This window comes from Nocardia sp. NPDC004340 (genome assembly GCF_053602575.1).
This window is the reverse complement of the sequence record NZ_JBSGDW010000002.1, coordinates 140,514-161,469: the sequence shown is the minus strand read 5'-3', so window position 1 is coordinate 161,469 and position 20,956 is coordinate 140,514. Positions and strand designations below refer to the sequence as shown.

Sequence of the window (20,956 nt, the reverse complement as noted above, 5' to 3'; positions counted from 1 at the left end):
GTTCCTATCCCTGGGAGTGGGTTCTGGTGTCGACGCGCTCGCCGGTCTCGGAGTCGAAGGTTTCCCATTCGAGGTCGCCGCTGCGGAGCTCGTCCATGAGTCCGCGCAGCCAGGTGACTTCGGCGGTGCTGTGCGCGCGTATGTAGTCGACCCGCATCCAGTAACGGCGCGGGACATCAGAGGCGGCGGCCAGGTCGCGGAGCATGGTCAGCTCGGTGACCCGCGCCTCGATCGAGGCGACGCGTTCGCGGAGGGCATCGATGACCTCGTCCACGGGCAGATTGTGCGCTTCGGCCAGTCCGGTCACGAACGCCGGGTACTCGTGAACCGGTTCCCGCAGCAGGTCCCGGACTCGTTCACGCAGCGCCGCGTGCCCGGCCGTGCGAATGCGGTAGGTGGTCCGTTCCGGCCGGTTACCGGCCCGGTCGGTGCTCTCCGCCGCGATCAGTTCCTGATCGGTCAGGCGTGCGACCGTGTGATACAGCGACCCCGGCTTGATCTTGGTGAACTGGTCCTCGTGGCGGCTCAGTAACAGCTGATACATCTCGTACGGGTGCATCGGACGTTCCTCCAGCAGTGCGAGAACCAGCAGCGCCATCGGCGTGAGCGCTGGAGCCGACTGCTTCTTGATCACCACGACCTCCGTTTCGAGTGACGCCATCAACCGTCACCCCATCCTCCGGACCAAATATTCCACGTGGAATATACGACGCCGAACACCGCGCTCGCAACCCCTCCCGAGCGGATCACTCCCCGGCATTTGTGACCCCCGTCACTGTCCTGTGAAATCGCTTGTCGCAAGCCATCTCTCGATGCGCGGCAACTGAAACCGGCCGGTACCATCAACCTTTCGTCAGGGAAGTAGCAGAAAGAGGTACCCGCCATGTCGGACCAGGAATCGACCACCCAGGACACCGCCGCCGCCGACGGCCTCGCCGCGATGATGGCCGCCTGGGACATCAAGGGTGAGGCCGATTCCACTGCGGAGCAGGCGGATTCGACCGGCGAGTAACCCGTCCCCGGCACCGGACACCGAACAGCCCGCCGAGTCGTCCTCGGCGGGCTGTTTCCGTTCCGGGTCATCTGCGCCATGATGAACGCATGGGGTGGACGATTACCGAGGATGTGTCGGCATACGAGCGGGCGGCCGGCGAATTCCTGCTGTCGGATCCGATCCGGCACACCGTGCTGGTCACGGTGCTGGACCGGCTGCTACGGCAGGGGGTGACGGTCTTCGGGGACGCCGCTCCCCATTTCGGGTGGTGGACCACTCCCGGCGGCGAGGTCGCGGCCGCGTTCTTCCGGACACCGCCCTTCGGAATCGTGGTGTCCCCCTTGCCGTTCGAGGCGATCGCTCCACTCGTGCGCGACTACTCGGCGATCGATCCGGCGCTGCCCGCGGTGTCCGGCCCGTCGGACTCCGCCCGGGCCGTCGCCGAAGTCTGGGCGCGGTCACACGGCACAGCGGCCACCCTGCGCCGCGCCGATCGCCTCTACCGGCTGGATGACCTGGTCCCGCCGGAACCGACGCCCGACGGCCGCGGACGCCTCGCGACCGACCGTGACCGAGCCCTGGCAATCGAATGGCTGCTCGAATTCACCAGGGACATCGGCGATCCGCCCCCGGCGCACCCGGACCGCATGATCGACGACCGCCTGACCCGCGACGGCCTGACCCTGTGGGAAGTGGACGGCACCCCGGTCTCGATGGCCGGGACCGGCCCGGCCGTAGCCGGAACCATCCGCATCGCCCCCGTCTACACCCCGAAACCCCTGCGCGCCAGAGGCTTCGCGGCAGCCGCCACCACCTTCGCCTGCCGCCAGGCCCTCGCCTCCGGCGCGAGCCACATCATGCTCTTCGCCGACCTCGCCAACCCCACCAGCACAGCCCTATACCAGCGCCTCGGCTTCCGTCCCCTCGGCGACTACGACATCTACCACCTCGGCTGAGACCCCTGCCTCGGACCTCATGCGCTCGCGTGGGCCACCAGGTCTCGGCCGCGACCGATCAGGGCCATGCGGTCGTCCCAGTGCTCGCGGACCCAGGCCGGATCAGCCTTGCCAACGATTCCTGTGGTGACGTGTGAGCTTCCGGCCCGGTTCGAGGGCCGGAAACGACACGAGGCCGGAACTCGTGAGAGTTCCGGCCCCGCGCGAGGATTCGACTATCAGGCGGTCGGGGAGAACGCCTCGTCGATGATTTCCTGCTGCTCCACGGCGTGCACCTTGGACGAACCCGAGGACGGGGCCGACATGGCGCGGCGGGAGATGCGGCGCAGCTTGCCGAAACGGGCCGGGAGGATCTCCGGGAGGTTGAGGCCGAAGAAGGGCCAGGCGCCCTGGTTGGCCGGTTCCTCCTGGACCCACGCCAGATCGGAGGCGTTGGGGTACTGCTCCAGGGCCTCGTTGAGGCGGAACTTCGGAATCGGGTACAGCTGCTCGACGCGGACGATGGCCACGTCGTCGCGGTTGTGCTTGTTCTTCTCGGCCACCAGCTCGTAGTAGATCTTGCCGGAGGTGAGCAGCACGCGCTTGACCTTGGAGCGGTCGCCGTTGCCCGACTCGTAGGTGGGCTCCTCGAGCACGGTGCGGAACTTGTTGTCCGTGAAGTCCTCGACCTCGGAGACGACAGCCTTGTTGCGCAGCATGGACTTCGGGGTGAAGACCACCAGCGGGCGGCGGATGCCGTCCAGGGCGTGGCGGCGCAGCAGGTGGAAGTAGTTCGACGGGGTGGAGGGGACCGACACCGTCATCGAACCCTCGGCGCACAGCTGCAGGAAGCGCTCGATACGACCCGAGGTGTGGTCCGGACCCTGGCCCTCATGACCGTGCGGCAGCAGCAGCACGACCTCGGAGAGCTGACCCCACTTGGCCTCACCGGAGGAGATGAACTCGTCGATGATGGACTGCGCGCCGTTGACGAAGTCACCGAACTGCGCCTCCCACAACACGAGTGCGTCCGGGTTGCCCAGCGAGTAGCCGTACTCGAAGCCGACCGCCGCGTACTCCGACAGCGCCGAGTCGTGCACCGCGAACCAGCCCGGGTTCGCCGAGCCGATGTTGTGCAGCGGGGTGTACTCGTCGCCGTTCTTGCGGTCGATGATGACCGAGTGGCGCTGCGAGAAGGTGCCGCGGCGCGAGTCCTGACCGGTCAGTCGGACGGCCTTGCCCTCGTCGATGAGCGTGCCGAAGGCCAGCAGCTCGGCCATGGCCCAGTCGACCTTGCCCTCGTACGCCATCTCGCGGCGCTTCTCCAGCACCGGCTTGACGCGCGGGTGCACGGTGAAGCCCTCGGGCACGTTCAGGAACGCGTCGCCGATGCGCTGCAGCACCGTCTTGTCCACGGAGGTAACGAGATTCGGCGGCAGCTGCTGCTCTTCCTCGATCGACTCCGACTTTTCCGGCGGGAACTTCTCCAGTTCGCGCACCTCGTTGAAGATCCGCTCCAGCTGACCCTGGTAGTCACGCAGGGCGTCTTCGGCTTCCTTCATGGAGATGTCGCCACGGCCGATCAGCGACTCGGTGTACGCCTTGCGGACCGAACGCTTGGTGTCGATCACGTCGTACATGCCCGGCTGGGTCATCGACGGGTCGTCGCCCTCGTTGTGGCCGCGGCGGCGGTAGCAGATCAGGTCGATCACGACGTCGCGCTGGAACTTCTGCCGGTAGTCGACGGCCAGCTTGGCCACCCACACACAGGCTTCCGGGTCGTCGCCGTTCACGTGGAAGATCGGGGCGCCGATGAACTTCGCGATGTCGGTGGAGTATTCGGTGGAACGCGAGTACTCGGGAGCGGTGGTGAAGCCGATCTGGTTGTTCACCACGATGTGCACGGTGCCGCCGGTGCGGTAGCCGCGCAGAACCGACAGGTTCAGGGTCTCGGCCACGACACCCTGGCCGGCGAAGGCCGCGTCACCGTGCAGCATCAGCGGCACGACGGAGAACGAGCGGTTCTCCTCGCCGGTGGTGACGATGTCTTCCTTGGTGAGCAGGTCCTGCTTGGCGCGGACCAGACCCTCCAGCACCGGGTCGACGGCCTCGAGGTGCGAGGGGTTCGCGGTCAGCGACACCTCGATCTCGTTGTCGCCGAACATCTGCAGGTAGGTGCCGCGCGCACCGAGGTGGTACTTCACGTCGCCGGAGCCGTGGGTGGCGGCCGGGTTCATGTTGCCCTCGAACTCGGTGAAGATCTTCGAGTAGGGCTTGCCCACGATGTTGGCCAGCACGTTCAGGCGGCCACGGTGCGGCATACCGATGACGACCTCGTCGAGGGCGTACTCGGCGCACTGGTCGATGACGGCGTCCATCATCGGGATGACCGACTCGGCGCCTTCCAGCGAGAAGCGCTTCTGGCCGACGTACTTGGTCTGCAGGAAGGTCTCGAACGCCTCGGCCGCGTTGAGCCGGGACATGATGTACTTCATCTCGGCCACGGTGGGCTTCGCGTGCTTCTGCTCCACGCGCTCCTGAATCCACTTGAGCTGCTCGGGATCCAGAATGTGGGTGTACTCCACACCCACGTGGCGGGCGTAGGCGTCGCGCAGGATGGACAGCACGTCGCGCAGCTTCATGCGCTCCTGGCCGTGGAAGCCCGCGACATTGAACTCGCGGTCCAGGTCCCACAGGGTCAGGCCGTGCTGGGTGACATCCAGGTCGGGGTGCGAACGGAACTTGTCCTTCACCAGCCGCAGCGGGTCGGTGTCGGCCATCAGGTGGCCGCGGCTGCGGTAGGCGTTGATCATTTCCTGGACGCGGGTCGACTTGTCGATGCCGCGTTCCTGAATGTCCTTGCGCCAGCGCACCGGCTCGTAGGGGACACCCATGCCGTGGAAGATCTCGTCGTAGAACTCGTCGGAGATCAGCAGGTTGTGCACGGTCCGCAGGAAGTCGCCGGACTCCGCGCCCTGGATGATGCGGTGGTCGTAGGTCGAGGTCAGGGTCATCAGCTTGCCGATGCCCATCTCCGCGAGCTGCTGATCGCTCATGCCCTGGAACTCGGCCGGGTACTCCATGGCGCCCGCGCCGATGATCGCACCCTGGCCCAGCATCAGGCGCGGCACCGAGTGGTTGGTGCCGATGGTGCCCGGGTTGGTGAGCGAGATGGTGACACCGGCGAAGTCGTCGTTGGTCAGCTTGCCCACGCGCGCCCGGCGGACCACGTCCTCGTACGCGGTGTGGAACTGCGTGAAGGTCATGGTCTCGGTGTTCTTGATGGCCGCGACCGCCAGCGCCCGGTTGCCGTCCTTGCCCGGAAGGTCGATGGCCAGACCGAGATTGGTGTGCGCCGGGGTGACCGAGTTCGGCTTCCCGTCGATCTCGGCGAAGTGCCGGTTCATGTTCGGGAAGGCCTTGATGCCCTGCACGATCGCGTAACCCAGCAGGTGGGTGAAGGAGATCTTGCCGCCGCGGGTACGGGCCAGGTGGTTGTTGATGACCAGCCGGTTGTCGATCATCAGCTTCGCGGGGATGGCGCGCACCGAGGTAGCGGTGGGGATGGCCAGCGACGCCGACATGTTCTTCGCGACCGCCGCGGAGGGTCCGCGCAGCACCTTGGTCTCGTCCTCGGCGGACGGCTTGGGGCCGCCGGAGGTCGGGGCCGCGTTCGAGGTCGGGGCCGGAGTGGTCTGCGGGGCGCGCACCTGCGCCGGGGCCGGAGCCGGGGCGGGCGCGGCCGCGGTGGCGGCGACGGGGGTGGCGGCAGGCGCGGCGGCGGCGGGGGCCGGAGCGACGGCGGCAGGCGCCTGGCTGTTGTTACCAATCTCGGCAGTGTTCTCCGGCGTGTAGTCCGCCAGGAACTCGTGCCAGCTCTCATCGACGGACGAGGGGTCTTGCTTGTACTTCTGGTACATCTCGTCGACAAGCCACTGGTTCTGTCCGAACTGGTCTGTTGAGCTGCTCACAGCAGGTGTTCGCCTCATTTCGTTCTTCGCGCTGCGACGTTTGTGACGTGCCCGGCACGGGTAATCGGCGGATGCGCGCCGATGCGCCCCCACTGAGGATATGCCCACCCCTGTTCGCCGTCGGTCGTGGCTACCACCGAGCGGACGCATTCTCTCGTGACGACTCGTCCTCGCTCGAGAATATTCCTTCCGTCGCCCGCGCCGCAGCCCACAAGCGGGAGTACGGGCCGTCGGTCCCGAGGAGTTCGTCGTGTGACCCGATTTCGCTGATCCGGCCGTGCTCGACGACCGCGATCCGATCGGCCTGCGCGGCGGTCGCGAGCCGGTGCGCCACGATGATCGAGGTCCGCCCCCGCGTCACCGATTCGCTCGCGACCAGCACCGATGCCTCGGCGGCGGGATCCAGTACGGCGGTGGCCTCGTCGAGCAGGAGCAGGTCGGGCCGGACCAGTTCGGCGCGGGCCAGGGCGATGAGCTGGCGTTGCCCGGCCGAGAGCCCGCGCCCGCGTTCCCCGACCGGCTGCGACATGCCCCGGGGCAGTGCGGCGATGGTGTCCAGCGCGCCGACCGCGGCGGCCGCCGCCTCGATTTCAACGCGACTCGCAAAAGGTTTGCCAAATGCAATGTTGCTGGCAATGTCGCCGGTGAAGAGGTGAGCTTCCTGCGGGACCACGCCGAGCCGCGAACGGAACTCGGCGAGGCGATAGTCGCGAATATCCACGCCGTCCACCCGAATTACGCCGTGAGTGCCCGGATCATGGGCTTTGTCATGCGTTTTCGCTATGGAGATTGCCGTCGCGGCGTCGGTAACTTCGTGATTCGCGTCACCGGACACACGTTCTCGTGGCATGTCGTAGAGCCGGGCCAGCAACTTCACGATGGTCGACTTGCCCGCGCCGGTCTCACCCACCAGCGCGAGGCTGCCGCCCGCCGGGATGCTGAGGCTGACGCCCTCCAGGGCGGGCCGCACCGCGCCCGGGTACTGGAAGCGCACGTCGTCGAACACCACCTCGCCGCGCAGCCGCCCGTCGATCGGGGCCGCGTCCGCGGGATCGGGGGCGATGGAGGACGGGGTGCGCAGCAGTTCCCCGATGCGCCGCAACCCGACCCGCGCCTGCTGGTACCCGTCGAAGAGCTGCGACAACTGCATGATCGGCCCGAACAGCAGCTGCAGGTACAGCACGAACGCGACCAGGGTGCCCGCGGTGGTGGTCCCGTGCGCCACCGCCCGGGCCCCGGTGAACACGACCGCGGCCAGCGCCAGATCCGCCCACATGCCGACGAAGGCGAAGAAGGTGGCGATGGCCCGCTGCGCCTGCATCCGGCTGACCCGGTAGTTGTCCGAGTACCCGGCGAAGCGCCGCTCGGAGATCGCCTCGTGCCGGTTGGCCTGCACCACCCGTAGTCCCGCGACGTTCTCGGCGAAGTCGGCGTTCACGGTCGCCGAATGCTCCCGGGAGGCGCTGTAGGCGGCGTCGGAGACCTTGCGGAACTTCCAGCTGGCCACCAGCAGCGCGGGCACCGTCACGAACACCACCAGGGCCAGGCCCGGGTCGATGATGGTGAGCGCCACCGCGATTCCGCCGACGGTCAGCAGCGCGACCAGCGCGTCCGGCAGACCGGTCTGCATGAACGTCGACAGCGCGTCGATGTCGGTGGTCATTCGGGTCATGATGCGGCCGGACAGTTCCCGCTCGTAGAAGTCCAGGCCTAGCCGCTGCAGATGCGCGTAACTGCGCACCCGCAAGCCGAACAGCACCCGCTCCCCGGCCCGATTGCTCCACAGCAGCGCGGCCGCCGCGACCAGCCACCCGGCCACGACCAGAACGACGCCGATGACAGTGGCCCGCACCAGCGCCGCGCCGTCGTGCCGTCCGACGCCCGCGTCCACCGCGTACCGCACCACCGACGGGAAGCCCACGCCGACAAGCGCGTTGAGCGCCAGCAGGATCATGGTTCCCGCGACCAGCCATTTCACCAGTCTCAGCGCGTGACTCAGCCGGAACCCGGGGTCGGGCTCCCGCAACGAGTCCGCGTCCAGCCCCGGCTCTTCCAGCGCGGGCGGCAGCTTGCCGAGCACCCGCCGCACTTCCTCGGGCGTATCCCGGTCCGGTTGCGCGCCCGCCGCGGTCTGCCCGAGTTCGAGGTCGGAGTCCGCGGCCGCGGGATCGAGGGGCGCGAATTCCGGTGCGGGCAGCCGGATCACGCGGTCGGCGTGGGACAGCGTCGATTCGCGGTGGGCCAGGATCAGCGTGGTCCGGCCGGAATCGGTGGGCAGGGACGCGAAGATCGCGGCCTCGGTGACCGCGTCGACCGCCGAGGTGGCGTCGTCGAGGATCAGGACGCGCGGGTTGGCCAGCAGGGCGCGGGCCAAGGCGATGCGCTGGCGCTGACCGCCGGACAGGGTCAGGCCGCGTTCGCCGACCACGGTGTCGTAGCCGTCGGCGAGGGCATTGATGAAATCGTCCGCCGCGGCCTGTTTGGCGGCCGCGTGGATCTCGGCCTCGGTCGACTCCGGGCGGCCCAGAGCGATATTGGCGGCGATGGTGTCGGAGAGCAGGAACGCCTCGTCGAACACCACGCCCACGGCCGCGCGCAGGTCGGCCGCACGGAGATCGGCGACGTCGGCGCGGGAGTCGGTGCCGTACAGGCTGATCCGGCCGGAGTCGGGGGAGTAGAAGCGCGGCAGCAGCAGGCTCAGCGTGGACTTGCCCGAGCCCGCCGGGCCGATGATCGCCACCGTCTCCCCGGGCGCGATGTCGAGGCTGAAATCGCGCAACACCGGGCGGTCCGGATCGAAACCGAACGTGAGGTCCTTGATGTCGATGCCGAGTGGCCCGGCGGGCACCGGCGCCGGCTGCTCGGGGTCGACGCGGTCGGGCGCGCTGTCGATCACCTGGTGCACGCGTTCGGCGGCGGCTCGCGTCAGCTGCGCCATCACCACCACGTACGACACGATGCGGGTGGAGTTGGTCATGGTGGCGACGTAGGCGACGAAGGCCAGGAAGGTGCCGAGCCCGATGCTGCCGTGGAAGGCCAGCAGCCCGCCGACCGCGATCACCGCGACCAGCCCGGCCTGTGGAATCGACCCGAGTGTCGGGCTGAAGCGGGCGTCGATGCGGGCCGCGCGCATGCGTTCGGCGTACAGCTCGCGTCCGTGGCCCTCCAGTAGGTCGACCATGCGGGCCTCCTGGCCGAAGCCCTTCACCACGCGCACGCCGGTGACGGTCTCCTCGACGTGCTGGGCCAGGTCGGCGGCGCGCTGCTGCGCCGACCAGGTGGCGGCGTACAGACGCGGCCGCACCCGGTAGACCACGAAGGCCAGTACCGGCACCACCAGCAGCGCGGCCAGCGCCAGCGGCGGCGAGAGCCACAGCATGACGCCCGCGGCGAGCACGAATTGCAGCGCCGCCACCGAGGACCAGGGCGCCATCGACAGCAGCCCCTGCACCAGGGTGAGGTCGCTGATCGAGCGGGAGATGACCTGGCCGGTGCGCAGCTCGTCCTGCCCAGGCCCGTCCAGGCGTTGCAGCGCGGCCAGCAGATCCACCCGCAGTTCGTGCTGGACGTCGAGGGCGAGCCGCCCGGCGAGCATGCGGCGGCCGAAGGAGGCCAGGAAGCGGCCGAGGGCCAGCGCGCCCAACGCGATCGCCAGGCCCGCGATGATGCCGGTATTGCCCGCGGTCGCGCCGTCGAGGGCGCGTTTGGCCAGCAGCGGCCCGGTCACCTCGACGACCGCGCCGGCCACGATCGCCACCGCCAGCCCGGCCAGCATCCACGGGTGCCCCGCGCACCGGTCCCACAGCCGCCGCAACCATCCGCGGCCGGTTCCGTCACCGGCCCCGGTCACCTTCGTCTCGCCCACATCACTCGAACTCATCCCGGAGAACAACGACCGCCCCACCCCCTGTTTGTTCCCGTCCCCTCACCAGTGTGGCCGGGACGCCGCCTTGTGTCTCTGGTCCCGGCGTGTTCCGCTGAACTTCGTACCCCCGCGTCCGGTCCCGTCGAAACGGAGTTCCCGCCATGCCGATTCAGCGCCTCAATCACGCTGTCCTGTTCGTCTCCGACGTGGAACGCTCGGTCGCGTTCTACAGCGAGGTGCTCGGCTTCCGCCGCCTGCCCGGCGGCTTCCCGGGCGGGGCGTTCCTGCAGGCCGAGGGGTCGGCCAATGACCACGACCTGGGCCTGTTCCAGTCCCCGGACCCGTCGGTGCCGCACCGCACCGGCCGCGTCGGGCTCTACCACCTGGCCTGGGAGGTGGACACGCTCAGCGAGTTGCAGCGGGTGCGCGACGCCCTGATCGCGGCGGGCGCGCTCACGGGCGCGTCGGACCACGCCTCCACCAAGGCCCTCTACGCCGCCGATCCCGACGGCATCGAATTCGAGGTCTGCTGGCTGGTTCCCGACTCCGCGGTGGAGGCCGAACTGGCGGGTATGACCGCGCCGAGCCTGCCGCTGGATCTGCCGGGGCTCATCGCCGAGTACGGCGCGTACACCCCGGGTGGCCCGCGCACCGACCACGCGGTCTGGCAGCGGGTGTTCGCCGACCGCGACTGAGCGTCAGATGTCGCGGCGGGTGTAGAACCACCAGCCCGCCGCGCCCGCGGCCGCGCTCCACAGCACCAACATCGCCATCGCCGCCGGAGTGGGCGCGATGAGCGCGTTCTTGGCGTACCGTCCGCCGCTGATCGCCCCGACCGTCGAGGACACCGGCAGAATGGCCGCCAGCCCGCCGAATCCGATGGCGCGCGCGGTGATCCAGATCAGCGGCTCCAGCACCGCCCAGCCCAGCACCGCCATCAGCGCCTGGGTGGGCGAGCGCAGCACGAAGCCCACCGCGGTCCCGATCACCGCCCAGCACACCGCCGCCAGCGCCACCCCGATCAGCACGCCGAAGTAGCCGCCGTCCATGGGCACCCGCGAGCCGCCCGCCAGCCGCATGGCGGCCCCGCCGAGCACCTCCATGGCGACCACGGTGGCGAGTGAGAACGCCCCCGCCACCGCGAGTTTCGTGCTCAGCAGCAGCGTCCGGTCGGGCGTGAACAGCGAGCTCATCGCCACACCCCCGGTGGCGAACTCCGAGCCCGCGCCGACCGCCCCGAAGGCGGCGGCCGCGGCCACGGTCAGCACCACCACCCAGGCGGTGAGCATGGCTGTCCACCCGGACCCGGAGCTGAACCCCTGCGCGTTCTCGCCGCCGGGCTGGAATCCGGCGCCCAGCGCCACGAAGGCCGCCACGCCCGCCGCGACGACCCCGCCGCCGATCACCCAGTTCAGCCGCACCGAAGTCACCTTCCGCACTTCGGAATTCGCGGCCCGGGCCACCACCGGCGGCACAGTGAACTTCATCGAGCGTCCTTTCGTGGAACCTCGGTGCTCGAGCCGCCGCGCGACGACGTCACCGGTGCGTTCCGTAGGCGGCCGGGCCGGGGTAGGCGGGGTTGGTGGGTCCGGTGTGGGTGAGGGCGGCCAGCACCTGATCCGGGTGGATGTGTTCGGGCGTGACCTCGGTGAGCTGGACCCGGGCGGCGCCGGCGGCCGATTCCAGTTGCGACAGTGAGGCTTCCGCGATGGCGAGACGGCCGTCGGGCCGCATGACCGCGTCGGTGAAGCCCTGCGCGGCCAGCGAGGTGGCCAGCGCGATCGGGCTGGAGGCCTTGACCAGCAGCCGGTCCGGGTGGCTGCGGCGCAGCCGGGCGGGACTGCCCTGGTAGGCGATGCGGCCGCGGTCCATGACGATGAGCTCGTCGGCGATGGGCAGCACGGTGCTCAACGTGCGCGAGGTGAGCAGCACGGTGCCGCCACGGCGGGCGTGGCCGCGCAGATGGTCGTTGAGCCAGGCGGTTTCGCCGATGTCGAGTCCGGTGGCCGGATCGTCGAGCACCAGCAGCGGGGGATCGCCGAGCAGGGCGACGGCCAGCGCCAGCCGGGTCCGCATGCCCTCGGTGAGTCCGCCGATCCGTTCGTCGGCGGCGTCGAGGAGCCGGACCAGCCGCAGCAGTTCCTCGGCCCGTTCGTCGGAGACGCCCGCGGCCGCGGCGTACACGCGCAGCTGGGCGAGCACCCGCCGCGCGGGGTCCAGCCCGCGCGGGGTGAGCATCGCGCCGACCGCCCGCCGCCCGGCCCGCGCCCCGGAACCGGGCCCGCCCACACTGGCGGTGCCGGAGGTGGGGGTGAGCAGTCCGAGCAGCATGCGCAGCACCGTGGACTTGCCGGCGCCGTGCGGTCCCACCAGCGCGGCCACCGTCCCGGCGGGCACCACGAAGCTGACGTCGTCGACGGCGGTGATGCTCTCGAAGGTCTTGGTCAGCCCGCCGGCGGCGAAGGCGAGGGGCCGGGCGCTCACTGCTGCTTGTTCCAGGCCGGCGCGTTCAGGGCGGTCAGCGGGTCGGCGTCGACGATCATGGGCTGCGGCCAGCTCAGCGGCGGCGCGCCGAAGGCGTTGCGGGCATTGTCGACGGTGCGGCGGCCCAGCGCCCGGTTGCCGAATCCGCCGATGGCCGCGCCGATTCCGGCCGGAATCACCTTGCCGACCATGAGCGCTCCGCGCTTGGCGATGAACTGCACCATGAACCGCTTGAGCAGCGAGTCGTTCATGGAGCTCAGGCCGGGGATCTTGGCGGCCATCAGGCCACCCCAGTTCTTGGCCGATACGCCGACGCTCTTCTGCACGATCTCCATGCCGCTCTCCCCGAGCACCACCGCCAGCACCAGGGCGCGGCGGCGTTCCTTGTCCTCGGGCGCGATGCCGTGCACCGCGGCCACGGCCAGGGTGAACACCGCGGACGCCTCCAGGAAGAACGCGGTCTCCGCGCTCATGGCGGCCACCGACGCGACGGTTCCGACGCCGGGCACGGCCGCGGTCGCGCCGACCGCGGTGCCGGAGGCGGTGACGGTGTTCAGATACAACTTCTCGAACCGCGCGATGATCTGCCCGGGTGTCTCGTCCGGGTGATCGGCCCGCAGCTTGGCGACGTATTTCGCGACCGCCGGGGCCTGCACCTGGGACCCGTTGTCGAGCAGCGAAACGACCGCCTTTTCGAATCCGCCCTTGAACATCGGCAACCCCTTACTTCCGTGCGGTCCTCTCCGACCGAAACTCTATGGCACCCCGACAACGATTCGCGAGATAGACCGGTTCCGGACGGGACCATCGCGCGCCACGCCGGATCGGCCTAGGGTGGACCGGGTGGCAGGCGTGTCCGAAGGCGCGTCGGGTGTGCCCGACCCGCGGCTGAGCGCGTACGTCCTCGACTACGAGGGCTACCTGTTGCACGGCTTCACCCCGGGCACCCATATCGGCATGCCGGGCTCGGCGCTGACGGTGATCATCACCATCGGCGAATCCATCCACGTCCCCGTCTCCAGTCATCCCGAGCAGGCGGGCGGCCACTGGGACATGCTGGCCAGCGGGCTCACGGTGCGTCCGGCGGTGATCGCGCACAACGGCTTCCAGCACGGCGTGCAGCTGAATCTGACCCCGCTGGGCTGCCGGGCGGTGCTGGGGATGCCCGCCGCGGCGCTCGGCTCGTGGATCGTGGACCTGGCCGACGTGATCGGGCCGCGCGCCACGGAGCTGCGCGAACGGCTGGCGGAGCCGGTGTCGTGGCCGGAGCGGTTCGCCGTCATCGACGAGATCCTGTTGCGGCACATCGCCCCCGTGCGCTGGGAGGACGAGCTGACCCGCGCCTGGGCGCTGCTGTCCGGGCCGGACCCGGCGGTGCGGGTGGCCGAGGTGGCCGACGAGATCGGCTGGAGCCGAAGGCATCTCGGCAACCGGTTCGGCGCGGAGTTCGGCATCACCCCCAAGGACGCGGTCCGGGTGGCCCGTTTCGAACGTTCGCACCGGCTGCTGCGTGAGCCGGTCGCGCCGCCGCTGGCCACGGTGGCGACCACCGCCGGGTACTACGACCAGGCGCACATGGCCCGCGAGTGGCGGGAGCTGGCGGGCATGCCGCCGTCGGTGTGGCGGGAGAACGAGGAGTTCCCATTCGTCCAAGACCAATTAGGGGCCGAGGTCGGAGGCTAGTGCCATGAGCGAAACCACCAATCCCGTACGGACCGCCACCGTCGTCTGGCCGACCCTGGTCTACCGCGACGCCGCGGCCGCGATCACGTTCCTGGAGGCCGCCTTCGGCTTCGAGACCACCGCCCGCTACGAGTCGGGCGACACCGTCGACCACGCCGAGCTGGCCTGGCCGGGCGGTGGCGCGATCATGCTCGGCGGGGTGCGCGAGGGCATGGCGCTGGACTGCCAGCCGCCCGGTGTCGGCTCGGTGTACATCGCCCTCGACGAGGTCGAGGCGCTGTACGAGCGGGCGCGGGCCGCGGGCGCGACCATCACCCGCGAACTGCGTGACGAAACCGATTACGAATCAAAGGGTTTCACCTGCCGCGACCCCGAAGGCGTCTACTGGAGCTTCGGCACCTATCGGGGCGCGGCGGGGGAGTGAGCGGTCAGACCGCGCCGTGACCGGCGGGCACCCGCTCGGCCTCCACCGGCGGAGGCGGCGGGGTGCCGTCGCCGAACGGCTTGCCGCCCAGGGCTTCCCGGCCGTGCGGGGTCAGCCAGTCGCCGAGTTCGGGGCCCTTGGGCACGACCCGCGTCGGATTGATGTCGGTGTGCACGATGTAGTAGTGCTGCTTGATCTGCACGAAGTCGACGGTGTCGCCGAAACCGGGGGTCTGGAACAGGTCGCGGGAGTACGCCCACAGCACCGGCATCTCGGTGAGCTTCTGCCGGTTGGTCTTGAAGTGGCCGTGGTACACCGGGTCGAACCGGGCCAGTGTGGTGAACAGCCGCACATCGGCCTCGGTGATGGTGTCGCCCATCAGGTACCGCTGGCCCGCGAGCCGTTCGCTGAGCCAGTCGAGCGCGGTGAACAGCCGGTCGTAGGCGGCGTCGTAGGCCTGCTGGTCGCCCGCGAACCCGCATCGGTACACGCCGTTGTTGACCTCGGTGTAGATGCGGCGCATGACCGGATCCATCTCCGCGCGTAGATCTTCCGGGTACAGGTCGGGCGCGCCGGTCCGGTGGTACTCGGCCCACTCGGTGGAGAAGTCGAGGGTCATCTGCGCGTAGTCGTTGGTGACCACCGCGCCGGTGCGCTCGTCCACGACGGCGGGCACGGTGATGCCGCGCGGGTAGTCGGGGAACCGCTTGAAGTAGGCGTCCTGCAGGAAGTGGATGCCGAGCACCGGATCCACCTCGCCCGGATCCAGGTCGAATGTCCAGCTGCGCTTGTCGTGGGTCGGCCCGCACAAGCCCAGGGACAACGCCGATTCCAGCCCCAGCAGCCGCCGCACGATCAGTGTGCGATTGGCCCACGGACACGCCCGCGCCGCGACCAGCCGGTACCGGCCGGGCTCCACGGGATACCCGTCCCGCCCGTCCGCGGTGATCCGCGTCTCGATGTAGTTCGTGTCCCGCTTGAATTCGCCAGGCTCGACATAGGTCCCCGGCTCGGATTTCGAGGTGGTCACTGTGCCCATTTTGCCCTCCGCTTCGCTCCGGGCGGGTTCGCGGCCCCTAGGTCTCGATTCTTCCCTCCTCCGCTCCTCCGCTTCGCTCCCCCGCTCCGTCAGTCCAGAATCGAGACGGCCGCGAACCATCGGGGTGATCTTCTGCGGTCGGCACCGCCGATGTTGCGCTTGCCCTTTTGCGAAGGTAAGCGTCCGCATACATTCAGGGCATGACTGACTCGAAGCCCACCCGCCTGGAGCGCATCGTCACCGCCGGCGGCGCGGACGCGGCGATCCTCACCATCGACCATCCGCCGCTGAATCTCTTCGACAAGGCGTTGATGGACACCCTCGCCTCGGATCTCGAGGAGTTGTCGGCGAATCCGCCCCGCGCGCTGCTGATCCGCGCCGACGGGAAGCTGGTGTCGGGCGGCGTGGACGTGCATGTCTTCGACGGGCTGTCGGAGGAGGAGGGCGCGCAGTTGTGGCAGACCCTGTTCGCGCGCATCATCCACCCGCTCGAGGCGCTGCCGTGCCCGGTCGTCTTCGCCGCCCACTCGCTGACCCTGACCGCGGCCTTCGAGATGTCGCTGGCCTGCGACATCATCCTGGCCGCCCCCAAGGCCAAGTTCGGCCTGGTGGAGACCGTGGTCGGCCTGACCCCGTCCATGGGCGGCCCGCAGCGGCTGGCCGAGCGGGCCGGTTCGGGCCGGGCCCGCGAGTTCGTCATGACCGGTGACCTCTACGACGCCGCCACCATGGCCGAGTGGGGTGTGGTCAATGCCGTGCACGAGGACGTGGACGCCGCCGCCCGGGCGCTGCTGGCCCGCCTCGCCGACGGCCCGACCCGCGCGCACGCGGCCACCAAGGCGATCATCGAGGCCTGGCGGTCCGGCGGTGTCGCCCACGCGGATTCGGTGACCCCGGAGGTGTCCGGGCAACTTTTCGGCACCGAGGACCTGAAGGGCGCGGTGCGCAGCTTCCTGGAGGTCGGCCCCGGAAAGGCCACGTACACGGGCAAATAGGCCCGGCCGGTCGGACCGGCTGTGCGCGCCCGGGCGTGTCCAATGACGCCCGGGCGTGTCAAGCCGTCTACCTGCGATGGTGTCGGATTGGTAGCGACACGAGACCACTCGGAGGCCATTTCGGACGCAGGGTCGTGAACGGCAGCCCAAATCCGACGTTTCCGCAGGCTCGATTGGGGGAACCGAGGTTTGGCAGGACGCCGATCTGTTTCCGTGGGGTCAAAGCCTGACATCCGTTTGCCGACAATCCGCCCACTCCTGTGATCTGCATCATATAGTCACTCATGCCTGGCAGGGCTTCGAGGCACTCGGAGGGACGATGTCGCAGTTACTCGTGGAATTCCCGCACACGCGAAACGGCTGGTGTGACAACCCGCTTGCGCGCGCCGCCGACGGCATCCTGCGCTACGGAAACCTCACCCCCGCACTGACCGAGCTACTCGACATCCAGGTCCACAATTTCGCCGCCCGCGAGGCCGTCGTCGAGATCGGCGGCCCCCGGCTCACGTACCGCGAGCTCTGGTACTCGGCCTCCCGCATCGCGGGCGGGCTGCAGGAGCACGGCATCGGCTACGGCGACCGGGTCGCGGTCCGCATGCCGGTCGGCGCCCGCTGGGTCCAGGCCTTCCTGGGCGCGCTGCTCTCCGGCGCGGTCCCGGTGCTGGTCCACGACGGCCTCCCGGACGCGCTGGCGGACCGCGTGATTCGCGACGCCTGCGCCGACTTCGTGCTGGACGGCGGCGGCACCGCGGCCGGTTTCGCCGCGGCCCTGCCCGACGGCGCGGCCTTCATCGACGACGGCGCGTCCCTGGGCGAGCTGGCGTTGCTCTCCTACACCAGCCCGGGCCCCGACACCGCCCCGCGCGGGGTGGAGCTGACCAACGAGAACCTGCTCTCCGCAATCCGTTCCGTGGTGGGCGCGCTGGATCTGCCCACCGACGGCCTGCGCAACCTGGTGCTGCTGCCGCTCGCGCACGCCAGCGGGTGCGTGGATCAACTGCTGCCGACATTCGCGGTCGGCGGCACGGTGGTGCTCACCCCGGACCGGTCCCTGGTGCCGCGGGCGCTGGTGGCCGAACGCATCGACATGGTCGCCGCGACCCCCAGCATCTTCGCCGGGCTGCTGCCCGGCCTGGCCGGGCTGCGGGTGGAGCAGGTGCGTCAGGTGTGCAGCGCCGGGCACCGCGCCGAACTGGCCGCGGCCTCCGCCGCCTCCGGCTCGGTCGCCGACACCCTGCGCGAGGTCTTCCCGGCCGCGCGGCAGTGGTCGGTGTGGGGCGCGACCGAGACCTCCGGCATCGGCCTGGCCCGCGACGACACCGCCCTGGACTTCGACGATCACGACAGCGCCCGCGACACCCTCGGATTCGCCTTCGGTGGAACCGAACTGGCGTTGTGGGGCCCGCGCGCGGACGCCGGGTGCGGCGAATTGCTGTGCCGCGGGCCGAATGTGAGCCCGCGCTACTGGAACGACCCGAAGACCACCGAATCGCGCTTCACCGGGCCTTGGTTCCACACCGGGAACCAGGTCAGCATTACCGCCGACGGTCTGGTCCGCCGGGTCGGCTGACCGCCGCGGTCGGACACATCGCCGAGCCGCCGCGCGGACCGGCTCAGGCGCCGCGCGGGCGTCCCGGGTGTGTCGGGGTCAGCCCAACAGGCGGGTGTGCAGGGCGTCGCGGATCTCGACGGTGATGCCGATTTCGGTGAGGTAGCCGTCGAGGCCGCCGTAGAGGGCGTGCATCGAGGTGGTGGCGCACTCCAGGTATTCGGTGCGGACGCCGAGCAGGTCGTCGGAGACCTCCTTGTCGGACTCCGCGGTCATGAACGACCGCAGCACCGGCACCGCGTCATTGCTGAGCAGGTAGTCGGCGAACACGTCGTCCTCGGTGACCCCGACCGCGCGCAGCAGCGTGGCCACCGCCCAGCCGGTGCGGTCCTTTCCCGCGGCGCAGTGCACCAGTGCGGTGCCGGCCAGCGTGGAGTCGGCCAGCGACTTGATCGCGAGGTGGGCCTCGGGCAGGGCCGGGAACTGGCGGTAGACCTCGAGCATGTGGGCCTGGGCGGTCGCCTTGTCGCGCGCCTCGTGCGGCGGGGTCTGGCCCATGCGGGAGTCGAAGGGCGTGACCCGCAGTCGCACGCCGTCCGGGATGACGTCGTGTCCGATGTAGTCGATCTCGGCGTGTCCGCGCAGGTCGTGGATATCGGTGACGCCCAGGGTGCGCAGGGTGTCGACACCGGCGTCGTCGATCCGGCTGAGCTGGGCGGACCGCAGCAGGACGCCTTCCTTGACGGTGGATCCACCGATGGTCCGTGCTCCACCCAGATCGCGGAAGTTGAAGGTGCCGGAGATCAGGAATTGGTCGTAGCGCGCAGAGGTCACCAGCTCAGGCTATCGGTGAGTGGGACTAGTGGTCGGCGATCGATCGGTGAGCGGGACTCGTTCGCGGCGAATCCGGGTTCCCGAAATGCGCTCTCGGGTGTGGGTTTCGCGCACACCCGCTATGCGTGTCGCGCATACCTCAATAAAATACCGATTGGTCCAAACAACGTCTTTACCTGGCGATCGTTCAATTTGATCATTCCCAATCGATCGCAGGCCCGTTTCAATCAGGTAACAAAACAATCCTGAGGTACGTATTGGACTATCAAAGCTGGTCGCAAGGCCGGTAAACGACGTAACATCGGTACCCGTTGAACGGGTACGCCGGGGTACAGGCCGGTGATCGATGCTGATCTGCAACCCGTTGAGCGAGCCGCGCAGGCGAGGTGCGCGAGTCTTTTCGCCAAAGGGAGTCGTCGTTGAGCGCAAGTGGAGAAATCACCCAGGTCGGACTTCGTCCGGCTATGACCGAGGCCATCGAGGCCGCGGCCGGGTCGCTCGATTTCAGCGGTAATCGTGCGCTTCGAGTTCTGTTGCACGCGGGCGTCAGCACGCTGTGGCCGATCCTGAAATCCTCACCCGACCGCCAGCTGCGGGCCTACGAGTCGACCCTGTCGGTGCTGCGGCGGCGCTGGGAGAACCAGACCGGCTGCGTGCCGGATCCGATCGCCACCGCCATGTTCCGGGAACTGGACGCCGATGTGACCGAGTTCCTGGACCTGTGCGCCCGCCGGTCGGGCACCCAGTGGCTGGAACCGGTCGACGCCATCGCCGCCTACCTGCTGGCCGTCATCCAGGGCATGGTGTTGCGCTGGCTGGCGGACTGCGATGACGAGATCTCACTGGTCGTGTTGGACGACCTGGTCTCGTACCTGTCCACCAAGGCCGTCGACCTCTGAGAATTCGCTCCGGCGGATTCGCCCCAACTTTGTGCTGGACGAGTGACCAGGTTCGTGGTCGAATGATCTGGTGACCGATTCGTCGCCGATCAGCGGGCTGCACGCGGCCACCGCCGACCTGGAACCGCCGCTGGCCGCGGTCGACCTGACCGCCCTGCGCGCCAATGCCGCCGATCTGGTGCGCCGCGCCCGCGGCGTGCCGATCCGGGTGGCCAGTAAATCCGTGCGCTGCCGCGCGGTGCTCGAGGAAGTGCTGGGCGACAAGCTCACCGCGTCCGGCGGCTTCGCCGGGATCATGGGTTACTCACTGCGCGAAGCGATCTGGCTGGTCCGCGAGGGCGCGCGCGATGTGCTGCTCGGCTATCCCACCGCCGACCGGCACGCGCTGGCCGAACTCGCCGCCGATCCGCTGCTGCTCGACTCCATCACCCTCATGGTCGACGACGTCGACCAGCTGGACTTCATCCGCGCCGTCGTCGGCGAGAAGGCCGCTCCCCGTGTGTGTCTGGATGTCGACGCCTCCCTGCGCATCGGCCCGCTGCACCTGGGCGTGCGCCGCTCCCCGATCCGCACCCCCGACCAGGCCGCGAAGCTGGCGACCGAAACCCGTTCCCGCGGTTTCCGGCTCGTCGGCGTGATGACCTACGAGGCCCAGATCGCTGGCCTGCCCGACACCAACCCGGCTGTGCGCCTGGTGAAGTGGGCCTCCACTGCGGAGATCGGCAAGCGCCGCCGCCAGGTGCTGGACGCGGTGCGGTCGGTGGCCGGTGAACTGGAGCTGGTCAACAGCGGCGGCACCGGGTCCATCGAGGTCTCCATCACCGACCCGGGCGTCACCGAGGTGACCGCGGGTTCGGGCCTGTACCTGCCGACCCTGTTCGACGGCTACCGCAATCTCGCTCCGCGTCCGTCCATGTACTTCGCGGCCCCCGTGCTGCGCCGTCCCGCGCCGGGGATCGCCACCGTGTACTCCGGCGGCTACATCGCCTCCGGTCCCACGGGCGCGTCGCGGGTGCCGAAACCGGTGTGGCCCTTGGGCTTGAAGCTGATCGGCACCGAGGGCGCGGGCGAGGTGCAGACCCCGCTGACAGGCGCCGACGGGCTGCGGATCGGTGATCGCGTCTGGTTCCGGCACGCCAAGGCGGGCGAGCTGTGCGAGCGGTTCAACGAGGTCCACCTCGTCGACGCCGACGGCAGCCGCACCACGGTGCCGACCTACCGCGGCGAAGGCCACAACTTCGGCTGACGGCACGTGCGGCGCCGAGTTCCGGCTGTCGGGGGGAA

Annotated in this window: 17 protein-coding genes; 9 read left to right on the top strand and 8 right to left on the bottom strand. The window is 69.5% G+C overall.

The annotated features are described in order from the left end of the window. Positions 1–4 precede the first annotated feature (4 nt). On the bottom strand, positions 5–661 hold the full coding sequence (locus ACWEOI_RS08170; RefSeq protein WP_433667952.1) for a helix-turn-helix transcriptional regulator: 657 nt from the start codon (positions 659–661) through the stop codon (positions 5–7). Positions 662–883: 222 nt separating this feature from the next. Here ACWEOI_RS08170 and ACWEOI_RS08165 point away from each other — a divergent pair, with 222 nt between their 5' ends. Both ACWEOI_RS08165 and ACWEOI_RS08160 read left to right on the top strand, forming a co-directional pair. Continuing rightward, a complete protein-coding gene (locus tag ACWEOI_RS08165; RefSeq protein WP_433667950.1) occupies positions 884–1,012 on the top strand; it encodes a hypothetical protein in 129 nt (42 codons plus the stop codon). Positions 1,013–1,101: 89 nt separating this feature from the next. Beyond that, complete coding sequence (locus ACWEOI_RS08160; protein WP_433667948.1) at positions 1,102–1,950, top strand: GNAT family N-acetyltransferase; 849 nt, start codon at positions 1,102–1,104, stop codon at positions 1,948–1,950. A 218-nt stretch (positions 1,951–2,168) separates the two neighbouring features. On the opposite strand, the gene ACWEOI_RS08155 is transcribed toward ACWEOI_RS08160, so the two are convergent. Together ACWEOI_RS08155 and ACWEOI_RS08150 are read right to left on the bottom strand one after the other, a co-directional pair. After that, a complete protein-coding gene (locus tag ACWEOI_RS08155) occupies positions 2,169–5,918 on the bottom strand; it encodes a multifunctional oxoglutarate decarboxylase/oxoglutarate dehydrogenase thiamine pyrophosphate-binding subunit/dihydrolipoyllysine-residue succinyltransferase subunit (RefSeq protein ID WP_452359251.1) in 3,750 nt (1,249 codons plus the stop codon). 112 nt (positions 5,919–6,030) lie between these two features. Further along, entirely contained in the window at positions 6,031–9,780 is a 3,750-nt protein-coding gene (locus ACWEOI_RS08150) for an ABC transporter ATP-binding protein (RefSeq protein WP_452359250.1), read from the bottom strand. A 146-nt stretch (positions 9,781–9,926) separates the two neighbouring features. Between ACWEOI_RS08150 and ACWEOI_RS08145 the strand changes: the two genes are divergently transcribed. Further along, complete coding sequence (locus ACWEOI_RS08145) at positions 9,927–10,460, top strand: VOC family protein (protein WP_452359249.1); 534 nt, start codon at positions 9,927–9,929, stop codon at positions 10,458–10,460. Between the two features lie 3 nt (positions 10,461–10,463). Here ACWEOI_RS08145 and ACWEOI_RS08140 read toward each other — a convergent pair whose 3' ends face one another. From ACWEOI_RS08140 to ACWEOI_RS08130, 3 genes are read right to left on the bottom strand one after another with little or no spacing between them, the layout of a single operon-like run. Further along, on the bottom strand, positions 10,464–11,252 hold the full coding sequence (locus ACWEOI_RS08140; RefSeq protein ID WP_433667940.1) for a hypothetical protein: 789 nt from the start codon (positions 11,250–11,252) through the stop codon (positions 10,464–10,466). Positions 11,253–11,301: 49 nt separating this feature from the next. Then, entirely contained in the window at positions 11,302–12,249 is a 948-nt protein-coding gene (locus ACWEOI_RS08135) for an ATP-binding cassette domain-containing protein (RefSeq protein WP_433667939.1), read from the bottom strand. After that, complete coding sequence (locus tag ACWEOI_RS08130) at positions 12,246–12,962, bottom strand: hypothetical protein (protein ID WP_357087233.1); 717 nt, start codon at positions 12,960–12,962, stop codon at positions 12,246–12,248. Before ACWEOI_RS08130 ends, ACWEOI_RS08135 begins: the two co-directional genes overlap by 4 nt. Positions 12,963–13,092: 130 nt before the next feature. Between ACWEOI_RS08130 and ACWEOI_RS08125 the strand changes: the two genes are divergently transcribed. Together ACWEOI_RS08125 and ACWEOI_RS08120 are read left to right on the top strand one after the other, a co-directional pair. Next, positions 13,093–13,932: a helix-turn-helix domain-containing protein gene (locus ACWEOI_RS08125; protein ID WP_452359248.1), complete on the top strand. Its 840-nt coding sequence runs from the start codon at positions 13,093–13,095 to the stop codon at positions 13,930–13,932. A gap of 4 nt (positions 13,933–13,936) precedes the next feature. Continuing rightward, positions 13,937–14,356 carry a VOC family protein gene (locus ACWEOI_RS08120; RefSeq protein WP_452359247.1) on the top strand — a complete coding sequence of 140 codons (420 nt, stop codon included), beginning with the start codon at positions 13,937–13,939 and terminating at the stop codon, positions 14,354–14,356. A gap of 4 nt (positions 14,357–14,360) precedes the next feature. Here the strand turns inward: ACWEOI_RS08120 and ACWEOI_RS08115 are convergent, their stop codons facing one another. Next, positions 14,361–15,395 carry a glutathione S-transferase family protein gene (locus tag ACWEOI_RS08115; RefSeq protein ID WP_452359246.1) on the bottom strand — a complete coding sequence of 345 codons (1,035 nt, stop codon included), beginning with the start codon at positions 15,393–15,395 and terminating at the stop codon, positions 14,361–14,363. 200 nt (positions 15,396–15,595) lie between these two features. Between ACWEOI_RS08115 and ACWEOI_RS08110 the strand changes: the two genes are divergently transcribed. Both ACWEOI_RS08110 and ACWEOI_RS08105 read left to right on the top strand, forming a co-directional pair. Beyond that, positions 15,596–16,390, top strand: coding sequence for an enoyl-CoA hydratase-related protein (locus ACWEOI_RS08110; protein ID WP_433667932.1), 795 nt, complete (start codon positions 15,596–15,598; stop codon positions 16,388–16,390). A gap of 319 nt (positions 16,391–16,709) precedes the next feature. Next, a complete protein-coding gene (locus ACWEOI_RS08105; RefSeq protein WP_452359245.1) occupies positions 16,710–17,960 on the top strand; it encodes a class I adenylate-forming enzyme family protein in 1,251 nt (416 codons plus the stop codon). A gap of 78 nt (positions 17,961–18,038) precedes the next feature. Here ACWEOI_RS08105 and ACWEOI_RS08100 read toward each other — a convergent pair whose 3' ends face one another. Beyond that, complete coding sequence (locus ACWEOI_RS08100; RefSeq protein ID WP_452359244.1) at positions 18,039–18,773, bottom strand: tyrosine-protein phosphatase; 735 nt, start codon at positions 18,771–18,773, stop codon at positions 18,039–18,041. A gap of 419 nt (positions 18,774–19,192) precedes the next feature. Between ACWEOI_RS08100 and ACWEOI_RS08095 the strand changes: the two genes are divergently transcribed. After that, positions 19,193–19,672 carry a TetR family transcriptional regulator gene (locus tag ACWEOI_RS08095; protein ID WP_357283428.1) on the top strand — a complete coding sequence of 160 codons (480 nt, stop codon included), beginning with the start codon at positions 19,193–19,195 and terminating at the stop codon, positions 19,670–19,672. A 70-nt stretch (positions 19,673–19,742) separates the two neighbouring features. Then, complete coding sequence (locus ACWEOI_RS08090) at positions 19,743–20,918, top strand: amino acid deaminase/aldolase (protein WP_452359243.1); 1,176 nt, start codon at positions 19,743–19,745, stop codon at positions 20,916–20,918. The last annotated feature ends 38 nt before the right edge of the window (positions 20,919–20,956 follow it).